Annotated in this window: 13 protein-coding genes and 1 tRNA gene; 9 read left to right on the top strand and 5 right to left on the bottom strand. The window is 42.2% G+C overall.

Features of this window, described 5'->3' with window-relative positions:
- The first annotated feature begins 13 nt into the window (after positions 1–13).
- Together rdgB and hemW are read left to right on the top strand one after the other, a co-directional pair.
- On the top strand, positions 14–607 hold the full coding sequence (gene rdgB / locus KDJ85_RS17965) for an RdgB/HAM1 family non-canonical purine NTP pyrophosphatase (protein ID WP_225820818.1): 594 nt from the start codon (positions 14–16) through the stop codon (positions 605–607).
- Positions 600–1,739, top strand: coding sequence for a radical SAM family heme chaperone HemW (gene hemW / locus KDJ85_RS17960; RefSeq protein ID WP_225820817.1), 1,140 nt, complete (start codon positions 600–602; stop codon positions 1,737–1,739). The genes rdgB and hemW overlap by 8 nt, the downstream gene beginning before the upstream one ends.
- Positions 1,740–1,880: 141 nt before the next feature.
- On the opposite strand, the gene KDJ85_RS17955 is transcribed toward hemW, so the two are convergent.
- The 5 genes from KDJ85_RS17955 to trmB form a co-directional block, all read right to left on the bottom strand.
- Positions 1,881–2,831 carry an ABC transporter substrate-binding protein gene (locus tag KDJ85_RS17955; protein WP_225820816.1) on the bottom strand — a complete coding sequence of 317 codons (951 nt, stop codon included), beginning with the start codon at positions 2,829–2,831 and terminating at the stop codon, positions 1,881–1,883.
- A gap of 205 nt (positions 2,832–3,036) precedes the next feature.
- The gene (locus KDJ85_RS17950) at positions 3,037–3,768 is read right to left on the bottom strand and encodes a DUF2884 family protein (RefSeq protein ID WP_225820815.1); all 732 of its coding nucleotides are present in this window, start codon (positions 3,766–3,768) and stop codon (positions 3,037–3,039) included.
- Positions 3,769–3,795: 27 nt separating this feature from the next.
- A complete protein-coding gene (glsB, locus tag KDJ85_RS17945; RefSeq protein WP_225820814.1) occupies positions 3,796–4,722 on the bottom strand; it encodes a glutaminase B in 927 nt (308 codons plus the stop codon).
- Between the two features lie 104 nt (positions 4,723–4,826).
- Positions 4,827–5,156: a YggL family protein gene (locus tag KDJ85_RS17940; protein WP_225820813.1), complete on the bottom strand. Its 330-nt coding sequence runs from the start codon at positions 5,154–5,156 to the stop codon at positions 4,827–4,829.
- Positions 5,156–5,875: a tRNA (guanosine(46)-N7)-methyltransferase TrmB gene (gene trmB, locus KDJ85_RS17935; RefSeq protein WP_225820812.1), complete on the bottom strand. Its 720-nt coding sequence runs from the start codon at positions 5,873–5,875 to the stop codon at positions 5,156–5,158. The genes KDJ85_RS17940 and trmB overlap by 1 nt, the downstream gene beginning before the upstream one ends.
- 294 nt (positions 5,876–6,169) lie before the next feature.
- On the opposite strand from trmB, the gene mutY reads away from it, so the two are divergent.
- The 7 genes from mutY to KDJ85_RS17905 all read left to right on the top strand — a co-directional run bounded on the left by mutY (position 6,170) and on the right by KDJ85_RS17905 (position 12,492).
- Positions 6,170–7,222 (top strand): A/G-specific adenine glycosylase, encoded by a 1,053-nt coding sequence (gene mutY / locus KDJ85_RS17930; RefSeq protein WP_225820811.1) that lies wholly within the window; start codon positions 6,170–6,172, stop codon positions 7,220–7,222.
- A 10-nt stretch (positions 7,223–7,232) separates the two neighbouring features.
- Positions 7,233–7,502, top strand: a complete 270-nt coding sequence (locus KDJ85_RS17925) for an oxidative damage protection protein (RefSeq protein WP_206084721.1) — start codon at positions 7,233–7,235, stop codon at positions 7,500–7,502.
- Positions 7,503–7,556: 54 nt separating this feature from the next.
- Complete coding sequence (gene mltC, locus KDJ85_RS17920) at positions 7,557–8,630, top strand: membrane-bound lytic murein transglycosylase MltC (protein WP_206084720.1); 1,074 nt, start codon at positions 7,557–7,559, stop codon at positions 8,628–8,630.
- Positions 8,631–8,807: 177 nt separating this feature from the next.
- A tRNA-Phe gene (locus KDJ85_RS17915) sits at positions 8,808–8,883 on the top strand.
- Positions 8,884–9,099: 216 nt separating this feature from the next.
- The gene (locus tag KDJ85_RS19235; protein WP_263974624.1) at positions 9,100–9,222 is read left to right on the top strand and encodes a hypothetical protein; all 123 of its coding nucleotides are present in this window, start codon (positions 9,100–9,102) and stop codon (positions 9,220–9,222) included.
- Positions 9,223–9,742: 520 nt separating this feature from the next.
- Positions 9,743–10,597, top strand: coding sequence for a LysR family transcriptional regulator (locus KDJ85_RS17910; RefSeq protein ID WP_225820810.1), 855 nt, complete (start codon positions 9,743–9,745; stop codon positions 10,595–10,597).
- A 182-nt stretch (positions 10,598–10,779) separates the two neighbouring features.
- A complete protein-coding gene (locus KDJ85_RS17905; RefSeq protein WP_225820809.1) occupies positions 10,780–12,492 on the top strand; it encodes an amidohydrolase in 1,713 nt (570 codons plus the stop codon).
- Positions 12,493–12,768: the final 276 nt, after the last annotated feature.

The following is a 12,768-nucleotide window of genomic DNA, read 5'->3' as shown; positions in this document are numbered from 1 at the left end:
CGAGTTTTAAACGATGCAAAAAGTTGTTTTAGCAACCGGGAATCCGGGTAAAGTAAATGAATTAGCCGACTTACTTCGCGATTTCGGTATGGATATCGTTGCACAAACTTCATTGGGTGTTGAATCTGCTGAAGAAACAGGTTTAACCTTTATTGAAAATGCCATCCTGAAAGCTCGGCACGCAGCGGCACAAACGGGTTTACCCGCTATTGCTGACGACTCAGGAATTTCGGTTGATGCCCTTGGTGGCGCGCCAGGGATCTATTCTGCCCGCTACGCTGGTGAAGAAGCAACTGACGAGCAAAACCTCGTTAAACTATTGGATGCAATGAAAAATGTGCCTGACGACCAACGTCAGGCGCAATTTAACTGTGTGCTCGTGTATTTGCGCCATGCCGAAGACCCTACGCCATTAGTATTCCATGGCCGTTGGCACGGTATTATCACCCGCGAATGCAAAGGCCAAGGCGGTTTTGGGTACGACCCTATCTTTTACGTACCTGAGCTTGGCTGTACCTCCGCAGAGTTAAGCAAAGCAGAAAAACAAGCCGTTTCCCATCGTGGTAAAGCCTTAGCAATGATGCTGGATGCTCTGAAGAATGCATAAGTTGCCACCACTGAGCTTGTATATCCATATTCCTTGGTGTGTGCAAAAGTGCCCATATTGTGATTTCAATTCGCATACTCTAAAAGGAGAGATCCCACAAAAAGAGTATGTTGAGCACTTATTAGCGGACTTAGATATTGATGCCAAATTAATTGCTGATCGCCCTGTAAAAACGATTTTTATTGGGGGAGGAACACCGAGCTTGCTGACGGCTGAAGCCATGCAAGCATTGATGGATGGTGTTCGCGCACGAGTTCAATTAGACCCAAACGCAGAAGTCACCATGGAAGCCAACCCTGGAACCGTAGAAGCAGACCGGTTTGCAGGCTACCAGGCCGCGGGGATCAACCGCATTTCAATCGGCGTACAAAGCTTCGGGAACGATAAGCTGATCACTTTAGGCCGTATTCATGGCCCTGATGAGGCGAAACGTGCAGCAAAACTGGCCACTCACCTCAACTTACGCAGCTTCAATCTCGATTTAATGCATGGCTTACCCGCACAAACGCGCGATGAAGGCTTGTCAGATTTAAAACAAGCGATTGAACTTGCACCGCCACATTTGTCTTGGTATCAGCTGACTATCGAGCCCAATACACAATTTGGTTCAAGGCCACCAACGCTGCCTGATGACGATACCCTATGGGACATTTATACCGAAGGCCACAAGCTACTCAGCGCAGCGGGTTATGTACAGTATGAAACCTCTGCCTATGCAAAACCGGGTTATCAGTGTGAGCACAACCTCAATTACTGGCGCTTTGGTGATTATCTCGGTATTGGCTGTGGTGCTCATGGCAAAATTACCTTTGAGGATGGGCGGATTTTACGTACGGTAAAAACTAAACATCCTCGAGGTTATATGGAAGGTCGGTATCTCCAGCAGTCTTATGATGTAGAAGCCGAAGATAAACCATTTGAATATTTCATGAACCGCTTTCGGTTACTTGAGGCCATGCCCCGTCAAGAGTTTACCCAATACACAGGTTTGCCCGAATCAACAGTAAGGCCTGCTCTTAATGAAGCATTAACCAAAGGGTATATCACTGAAACGGATGATGAATGGCAAATTACAGAACATGGAAAATTATTCTTAAACTCGCTGCTGGAGCTATTTTTAGGCGAGGAATAATAACCAAATCAGTGAACTAATGAAAGCCCGCGAGAGATAACACTCCGCGGGCTTTTTATTAGAGATAAAAATGAGATCGACAAAAATAACAATAAGGGTATTTCATATTGCCGCTATCACTAGGACAACGGCAGATATTCATTAAAGTGCATTAACGACCGCGTTAACTTGCTCGGTTAAGCTGACAAAACCACCACCTGATAAGTACCACAGGTCAGACTGCAGGTAAGTGATTTTACCGTCTTTGTACGCTTTGGTTTCTTGAATATTGCTGTCTTCAAAGACCGTTTTTTCTAATTTCCCAGCACCGATAGCTTCACTGCGGTCAACAATTAAGATGACATCAGGATTTGCTTGCGCAATAGTTTTGGTATCCACAACACGACGTTTTGATTTATCTGCATTTTCATCAATCTGCAATTCTGCACGCTGTGCTTTTACCACGTCATAAACAACGGCTTGGTTATTTGGGATTAATTTACCGTCGTTGTGCATCAGTACTAAGACTTTTTTCTTAGAATCAGCCGCTTTTTTCTGAGCATCTGCAATGGTTTTGTCTAACTGAACGAGCTGTTCATCAACAGCTTTTTGATTACCGTATAAATCACCAAGTACGGCTAAGTTTGCTTTTACTGATTCAATATAATGTTTGCTGTCAGAACCTAAATTAATGGTCGGTGCAATTTTGGATAAGGCTTCGTATGATTTCCCCTGACGCCCCGTGATCACGATTAAATCAGGTTTTAATTGCTCAATTTTAGCCAAATCAGGCTGTTTCATGCCACCTGCATTTTCCATCGATGCTGGAATATTGCCTTTCACATAAGCAGGCGCATTTGCCGTCGGTAAAGCCACCACGTTATCGCCTAAACCCAGTTTTTGCATTGAGTCATATACACCGAAGTCAAATAAAACCACTTTTTTAGGTTTTTTAACAACTTCTGTTTCACCCGATAAATGCTTAATAGTCACTTTTTCGACGCCTTGCGCAGTGACAGCATTTGGAGTGAAAGCCGCAGATTCAGCACCAAGCGCTAAAGGAGCAGAGAGTGACAATACAGAAACAAGTAAAGCAGGAATGAACTTTTTCATTTAAACGATCCCAGTTATGTCATTGAGCCAAACTCGCATTGTAAAGAGAGAGGCCTATATGTCAATCAAATAAGAATCAATTTCATTTTCATTCCCATTAATGGAATTGAAATCACATTTATAAATCCACATAATAACCATTATAAATAAAAAAACAGCCACACATTAAATACATGGCTGTTTTTAAGGTATTTAAATAAAGGGATTATTTGGCTTTTAAGGAATTCAATAAAGAAACCCGTTGTTGCTCAATGCCAGTGACTTTTGAACACACTTGAACGCCAAACAACTGGAAGCTTTTCTCTTGTTTTTTCCATTCCGTTTCAAGCTCTTGCTGCAAACCACCTAGATTACCCAGCATACCTTGTAGCGCTTGGTTAGCATCACCACCTGATAACAGCTGTTTGCGCCCCATTTCGTTGATGCTATCTTGTAAAATACCGCCCAAGCTTTCATTCACCAACTGCTTGCCTTTTGCTTGCGCATTTTTCATCGCTTCATGATGAAAAGCATAGCCATTCGGGCGGGTTTCAATAATTTGGTTAATTTGGCTATTCAGGTCTTTTTCTAGCTTGGTCAAACGTTTACGTACATTACTGTCGCTGCCAATGACCTTCACTACGACTTTATCTACCGTTTCACGTGACGTTGCCAGTTTTTTCTCAGACTCTTGTTTTATCCAAGGTAAATCATTACGAATTGCCGATTGATAGCGGATCGCTTGCTGTTTTTGAGCCTCAGTCGCCGCAATATTTTTGCCATTTAACGTGATCTCACCATTAGGTGTAATCACTAAATCGCCACTGCGGCCAATCACTTGCACACTTTCTGGCGTCATGAAAATATCATCATTCGGTGTCACTGAGCAGTTATAATCCGCAGCTTGGCTCGCTGCACTCGCTAACAGTGAAAATGCAATTAATGTACGGCGTAACATAACATCTCCTAGAAGGCGCTGAATTAATTAGAAAACAGAACGCCCAATTCGTTTCGATAATAGCTCTAAAGCAGCGCACCCCACCAAAGAGTTCCCTGCTGCATCGAGTTCAGGTGACCATACCGCCACAGTAAATTGGTTAGGAACAACACAAACAATACCGCCGCCAACACCTGATTTCCCTGGCATTCCAATACGAAATGCAAATTCACCAGAGCCATCATACATCCCACATGTCATCATCAATGCATTAATTTGCCTTGATTGTAATGGGGTAATAATAGGGTCTATGGAGCAAGATGACATTCCTTGCAATGTTAAATAGGAGAAACATCTCGCTAATTCAACACAGTTCATACTTAGAGAGCAATAATGAAAATAAGTTTCGAGCACCGTTAAAACATCATTTTCAAAATTACCAAATGATTTCATCAAATAGCCGATTGCTGCATTACGGCTTGCATGTTCCATTTCAGAGCGAGCAACGGTTGTATCGTAGGTAATATCAGGCTCGCACGATAATTTTCGAACAAACTCTAGCATACGTTGTTTTGGCGCACTTAAACGCGACTGCAACATATCTGCAATCACAATCGCACCTGCATTAATAAATGGGTTTCGTGGAATACCTTTTTCCATTTCAATTTGAATTAATGAGTTAAACGGTAGCCCCGATGGCTCTTTGCCAACACGGCTCCAAATTTCATTTTCTTCGTAGCGCGTCATCGCCAATGTCAGGCTCAACACTTTTGAAATAGATTGAATGGAAAAACGTTGATAAGCATCCCCTGCAGTGAAAACCTCACCGTCAATGGTGGAAACGGCAATGCCGAGATGATGAGAAGGCACACAGCCTAGTGCAGGAATATAGTTGGCAACACAACCTTGGCCTATTAGCGGCCGAACTTGGTCTAGAATGTCGTTAAGTAGCTGGTTAGAAAACATAGCGCTCAAAACTTTTACTCCAGAAAATAAAGGCACCCAAAACTTGGATGCCTCTTCAAACACTGAGAAACTCAGCCTATTTATTTAGTGTGATTTAATCAACCAAAAAGTGATTATTCCCACCAAACATCAAACAGTTCAGAAACAACAACGTCGTTCATCCCTTTTGCTTTTAACCAATTTTCAACGATTTGACGGTGTTCTTCGGTACATTTACCAATTTGCTGTAGGCAAACAATCCCTTCCCAGCTCAAGTAGCCGCTTGCTTCGAATGCTAAACCGTTTGGTTCAATAGCTTCAGCAATCAGTTGGTCAACGATAGTGTCAACTTCTTCGATCGGTGTACCTTCTTTAAAACTCCATTTAACCGTAAAACCTAACTCTTGGAATTCATCCAAACGCATTTTTTTACGTAAACGACGACTACGTGGTTGTTTAGCCATTATTTGGTCCTCTCAAACATTAAATCCCATACACCGTGCCCTAACCGCTGGCCGCGCTTTTCAAATTTTGTTTCTGGTCTTGATTCTGGACGAGGAACATAATCACCTGTTGGTGATAAATTTTTATACCCTTCGACGCTCTTCATGACATCAAGCATATGTTCTGCATACGGCTCCCAGTCGGTCGCCATATGGAAAACACCACCAACCGCTAATTTGCTGCGAATTTTTTCAGCAAATGGCACTTGAACAATGCGGCGTTTATTGTGTTTTGCTTTATGCCATGGGTCAGGGAAAAATAACTGAACCATCGCAAGGCTGCCATTGGGCACCATGCAATCCAAGACTTCTATCGCATCATGGCACATCACACGGACATTACTGACGTTTTCTTCTTTTGCCGATGCTAAGCATGCGCCCACACCTGGCGCATGAACTTCAATGCCTAAAAAGTTTTGCTGTGGATTTTGCGATGCCATGGCCACCAATGAGGCGCCCATACCAAACCCAATTTCCAGCGTCACTGGGTTTGAGTTACTAAATACTTTGGCGAAATCAAAGGGTTCATTGATAAAATCAATCCCCATTTCAGCCCATTCTTTTTCTAATGCGTCTTCCTGACGTTTTGTCAGACGCCCTTGACGGCGGACAAAACTACGGACACGGCGCATAACCCGCCCTTCTTCATTATATTCGGGGGAGATAACATTATTGATCATAATAAAGGTTCTAAAAAATAGTTGCCCAATTAAGTTAATGTGCCAACGATCAAGTTCTATAAGGCTAGTAAATAGCAATTATGTTTAAATTACCCTTGCTAATTCAATCCATTAGATTAATGACCTAACAGTAATTGCAGGGTAAGAGTAGGAGTTTAGCAAAACTTCAACAAGGATGCAGTTGATAATTAGCTAACTTTACACTAAACCACACAATAAGCGGTTTACAGCCTACTGCGTCTATGTTGCAATCCTTAGCATTATTAAAAAATCGATAAAAAAATAAAGTGTTCAATGGAAGCTCAACAATTTTCTTATGCAGTGCTCGACTGGTATCACAAATATGGGCGCAAAACATTGCCATGGCAGCAGGAAAAATCCTCTTACCACGTATGGCTGTCTGAAGTGATGCTGCAACAAACCCAAGTCAGTACCGTTATCCCCTATTTTGAGAAATTTATTTCTCGTTTTGAGGATATTACCGCCCTTGCCAATGCGCCGTTAGATGAGGTTTTACATTTATGGACAGGCCTTGGCTATTATGCCCGTGCGCGCAATTTGCACAAGGCAGCAAAAGTCGTTGCTGATCAGTATGGCGGTAAATTCCCAACCACTTTTGATGAAGTTTTGGCTTTGCCGGGGGTTGGTCGCTCTACGGCTGGCGCAATTTTATCTCTGTCCCAACAACAACATTACCCTATTTTAGACGGCAACGTAAAACGGGTGCTGGCTCGTGCTTATGCCGTTGATGGCTGGCCCGGGAAAAAAGAGGTAGAAAACCGCCTGTGGGAAATTAGCACCGATGTCACGCCCAATGATGGCGTAGAATATTTTAACCAAGCAATGATGGATTTAGGCGCGATGGTTTGCACCCGCAGCAAACCAAAATGCGAGCTTTGCCCACTTAACTTTGGCTGTGTTGCCTATGCCAACCATTCATGGCAAAACTACCCAGGGAAAAAACCGAAACAAAAAATCCCTGAAAAAACCGCTTGGTTTTTAATTATGCAGCATGAAGACAATGTCTGGTTAGAGCAGCGTCCCCCTTCCGGTATTTGGGGAGGGTTATTTGCCTTCCCACAATTTGAGTCTTCAGAACAATTAACAGCATGGTTAGCCGAATCAGGCTTTTCTTATGATGCTCCTGAGCAGCTAATTGCCTTTCGCCACACTTTTAGCCATTTCCATTTAGATATTATCCCTGTAAAAGTTAAGATTCAGGCATTTAATTCTGCCATGGATGAAGGCAAAGGACTCTGGTATAACTTACACCTAGGCGCAACGATCGGCCTTGCAGCCCCAGTTGAAAGTTTATTAAAACAGCTCGCCTTACTACCTGATATTTGAGGAAATTTTAATGAGTAGAACGATTTTTTGTACATTCTTACAACGTGACGCAGATGGGCAAGATTTTCAACTTTACCCAGGTGAGTTAGGGAAACGTATTTTTAATGAGATTTCTAAAGAAGCATGGAGCCAGTGGATGACGAAGCAAACTATGCTAATTAATGAAAAGAAACTCAATACAATGAACCCAGACGATCGTAAGATGTTAGAACAAGAAATGGTCAAGTTCTTATTTGAAGGCCATGATATTCACATTGACGGCTACACACCTGAAAAATAATCTGTCTGTCTACCTACTCTGTAGGTAGACTTTTGCACCAATACTGTGAATCGTATGAAAAAACTATTTGCGCTGAGTTTATTGATCCCGCTACTTGTTTCGTGTTCCAGCAACCAAAAAACGGACTTCAACCCTGATTATGTCAAAGACACCAATGGATTTGATATTTTAATGGGCCAATTTGCCCATAATATCGAAAATATTTGGGGCATTAAGGAAGTCCTCATTGCCGGGCCAAAAGATTATGTGAAATATACGGACGAATACCGTACACGTAGCCATATTAATTTCGATGCAGGGACGATTACAGTTGAAACCATTTCCGCTGTAGAGCCATCGCAACACCTCAAAAAAGCGATTGTCACCACCTTATTGATGGGCGATGACCCTAACTCCATCGACCTCTATTCTGATATTAACGATATCCCCTACAGTAAAGAACCATTTTTATTTGGTCAGGTGTTAGATAACACAGGGGAAGCGATTCGTTGGGAGTGGCGAGCAACAAAGTTTGCAGATTATCTGATAGAAAACAAAATACAGCGCCGCCAATCTGGCATGAATATCGTTTGGTCAGTCACGATGCAATTAGTGCCTAACCACCTAGACAAACGCGCCCACAAATATTTGCCGTATATTAAAAAATCCTCAGCAAAATATGGCGTTGATGAGTCATTGATCCTTGCAATTATGCAAATTGAATCGAGCTTTAACCCTTATGCCGTAAGCCGCTCAGATGCTCTTGGTTTGATGCAGATAATGCCAAACACAGCAGGTAAAGACGTTTTCCGCTCACAAGGGAAATCAGGTGTGCCAAGTCGCAGCTATTTGTTCGACCCAGAAAAGAACATTGATACGGGGACGGCCTATTTGGCTATCTTGCAAAACAGCTATTTAGGCGATATTCGCAATCAAACCTCTCGCCGTTATGCTGTTATTACCGCATACAATGGCGGCGCAGGCAGTGTTCTGCGAGTGTTCCATAGTGATAAAAAGCAAGCAGCTCAGCGTATTAACAATTTAGAACCCGGTGAAGTGTATGAAACGTTGTCCACTAAGCACCCAGCTGCTGAGTCACGTAATTACCTCATTAAAGTGAACAAAGCACAGAAAAAATATCTGCGCTAACATTGACGAACAGATGAAAATCACCCGTTAAACAGCGGGTGTTCTTCATTACCCAGAATGTTTTTAGGGAATTTCGTTTAAAAAGTAGCTAAGGTGTTGAAAAAAAGCGCATACGGTCGAAAGTTTTTATAATGCGCCTTGACTCAACTGATGGAATCAGGTTTAATACGTTCCGTTGCCCGGATAGCTCAGTCGGTAGAGCAGGGGATTGAAAATCCCCGTGTCCTTGGTTCGATTCCGAGTCCGGGCACCACTATTTAAAGAAACCAGCCTACGGCTGGTTTTTTGCTTTATATAATCTATTCAATCCGTTCGTCTGCTTTTGTTTGTAGCGCCCGCTAAAGTCAACACTCTCCCAAATTTGAACTGCACTGAATTCTACGCGACTCTACCCACATCACTTCATTGTGCTGATACAGGCTGATCCCAAAAAACTTACGTACCCGCTTTACTCTTCAGGAAGCTTGATATGGCTCTAGATGATACGAAAGTTGCGGAAGCTAAATCCGATGAGAAGTCTTATAAATTACCCGATGGTTCAGGCCTGCATTTATTGATGCAGGCGATTACGTTATCGTCCTTGAGGGAATGAGAAAACCATAGCATTAGCTTATACCTTAATATCTCTTTCTCCTAAGCACGTTTAAAGCGTGATGAAGCTAGACAGTTACCGATAGCATTAAGCTGTATGACCAAAGCAAATACCGAAGCCAGCTCCTCTCATCATGACGTTGCTAAGCACAGTAAGGTCTGAAATCATTCTTTTAATTAAGAATCGGTATAATCACTAATACGAGCCAATACTGATGAAAATCCATTCTATTACAGGAATGTATGATATTTTCCCAACACCACAGATCAGATATCGCCTTGTCAGGAGATTCATGGCATGAGATAAAATATATCGACATTATACAAAGTTAAACACAAATACACCGTGTGAATGCCTATTCATCAAACTTCACACAAGGCGATATCAATGCGCATAAGAATAAAAGGAGCACCGCGCCATGAATAACAACAACGATGACGTCTAGCTCTGCGCGCAGTATCCAATGTAACATCCTCCTGGTTTCAATACGTAAAACATTCACACAAAAATAGGAGCGCGTATGCTTAAATCATACTCCCCCGAAGCTCTCTGGGCGTTTATCGAGATAGTCTCTCAACGCTCATTCACATTAGCCGCCCGCAAGTTGGGAAAGAGTCAATCCACCATTAGTACGGCCATTGCGAATTTAGAAATTGATTTGGGTCTGACACTATTTGATAGGCAATTTCGAAAACCGACACTCACCGAAGCGGGCAGAAAAGTGTACAACCATGCACTTGATATTATTTCAGCAAATGAAAACCTTTATGCTCTAACGTGCCGATTAGCTGAAAATATAGAGCATTGCCTAACTATCGTGTTTTCTGACCATTACATTACCCCCCAAGCACACCTTATGGCTGAATTTTCCAAAGCGTTTCCTGATGTGGAACTCGAATGTATCGTTGCAGAAAATATTGATGCGGTGAAATTATTACAAGATAAAAGGGCACATTTAGGTATTATTCTGTCTATGGATAAATACCCTGCCGATATTACTGTCTCTAAATTAGCACTGACCTCACATTTAAGTTTATACGTTGCTCACAGCCATCCTTTAGCATCGGTGAAAAACTTATCCTATAAAGACTTAATGCCGTATAGGCAATTATATCTAAATCATATTCATGGAGATCAAAAACCTTTTCATTCTAAAATATGGTCTGCTCCCCAATATTTAATGTTAATGGAAATGGCGATACAGCAATTTGGTTGGGTAGAACTCCCCCATGAGCTTGTTGATTTATATGCACAAAAGCAGCTAACGCGCCTATCGCTTCCTGGATACCCTAAAACAGTCCCCCTAGATTTAATTTGGTCGAGAAACACCGAGCTAGGCCCTGCCGCTAATTGGGTGATCAACCAATTTCGATAGAGTAAAAAATTACAATCGTTTTTTTCGATACTACCTATTTTTTCACGTTGGCCCTATTTCCCTATAATGCCGAACAATGGCAAGCAGACACATATTTTTCGGGTTTTCTCATACATAGAGAACTAGAAATATGTTCTGGCAGCCATGACACTTTTTTATTCGCATTAACAATAGGATGAATAATGCCATTCTCAAATAAATTAACTCGTCTTAGCCTTGCTATTGCGATGTCGACAACCGCCCTCTTTTCATATGCACAATCAACGCTGCCCATTGCAGATATTATTGTGCTAAATGCAGATGTTCGTACTGTCGATCCATCAAAACCTCGCGCTCAATCATTTGCCATACAAGACGGTAAATTTATCGCCGTTGGCAGTGAGTTTTATGTTAAAAAGTTACAAAATGAAAAAACGAAAGTGATTGATGCGAAAGGTCATACCGTTATCCCAGGCTTAACAGATGCACATACCCACTTTTTAGGGGGAACAGATTTAGCATTTGGTGTCGATTTATTTAATATTGCCGACCGCGCTCAGTGGTTAGAGATTATTGCCAAAAAAGATAAAGAGCTTCCAGATGGCGCATGGATTGTAGGCGGACGTTGGGATGTAACGTTAACTGAACAGCAAGATTTACCTACACGACACGAACTTGATGCAGTTGTACCTGACCGCCCCATCGCATTATTAGACAGCGATTTTCATTCCATGTGGATTAATACCGCGGCAATGAAATTACTGAATATTACAGCGCAAACCGAGTCACCCACTGGGGGAGTCATTGTTAAAGACGCTAAAACGGGAGAACCGACAGGAATTTTAAAAGAAAATGCGATGGAGCTCGTGACACAATCAGCTATTTATAAAAAAGCTGAACCCTCCAAAACGGCGGCATTGAGGAATATCATCCAGTATTTTAATAGCTTAGGTGTTACCTCTGTGCATGATATGTGGTCCGAGGACATTAAGGCCTATCAAGAGCTTCTCGCCACGGAACCCTTTTCAATGCGAGTGTGGTTTGGTTTAATGGCCGATAGTTCTGACTCACAAGCCACACCAGAAGTGTTTCAACGCTATGCCAACCAGCGTGATAAGATGAACTCATTATCAAAAAAACAAGAAAAAATATGGCAACAAGGCCCCCAATTCCGTTTAGGATATATCAAATATTTTGCTGATGGAGTGTTGTCAACCTATACCGCCGCACTGAATGAAGCCTATTCCGATCATACCTCTCTCCATGGAACCCCAATTCATAGCCAAGATAAGCTCAATAAACTGGTTAAGCTTGCCCATGCGCAAAATTTCCCAGTCGCAGTGCATGCGATTGGTGATAAAAGTGTAGACATGGTCATGAAGGCATTTAGCCTTTCACCTCGACAAACTACCTTGCCAGATCGTATTGAACACATTGAAGTGGTCGAGACCCAAACTGTCCCTAAATTCTCACAATACAATATCGTTGCTTCTATGCAACCTAACCACGCTATTCAAGGCAGTTATATTCCCTCTCGACTCGGTGAACCTCGCCTTGAACGAAGCTACGCTTGGCAAACACTCTTGAGCAGTGGAGCAAAATTGGTACTCGGTAGTGATTGGCCAACTGCCGTTGAAATTCCTCTATTACAAATTGGAGATGCGGTATTACGTGAACGTGATGGAAAAACGTGGCATGGGGAAAACGCACTTTCATTTGATGAAGCGCTCTATGCATACACACAAGCCCCTGCTGATATTGCAGGTTGGGGAAATCAAATCGGAAGTATCAGTGTAGGAAAATGGGCTGATTTTGCCATCATCGATGGCACAGTGAGTGAGCCTTTACCACAAGATATTAGAAACTGGAAAATTGAACAAACATGGTTTGCTGGTAACAAAGTCTTTCAAAAATAGGGCTCCCTCTTGATTTAAATGGAGTGAAATAAGTCTCCATTCTCATTGGATGTATTATTTAGTCAATATTTCATCAACTCTCGGGTCAACATGTTGACCATTCTCTCCGTGATAAAGGAGATTCTCACCCTGTAAGGTCGATTATTAACAGGGTGAGTTTTTTTAATACAAATACCATATGAATAAGTGCGGGAAAAACGACACTGTTGTTTATTGATCCATCGTAAGTGATATCAACCTAGGCAGATAAAAGCACTGAGAACGTTTTGCTGTGTA

Source organism: Providencia vermicola (genome assembly GCF_020381325.1).
GTDB lineage: Bacteria > Pseudomonadota > Gammaproteobacteria > Enterobacterales > Enterobacteriaceae > Providencia > Providencia vermicola.
Note: the sequence above shows the minus strand (reverse complement) of the source record. Positions and strands in the feature narration are given on the sequence as shown.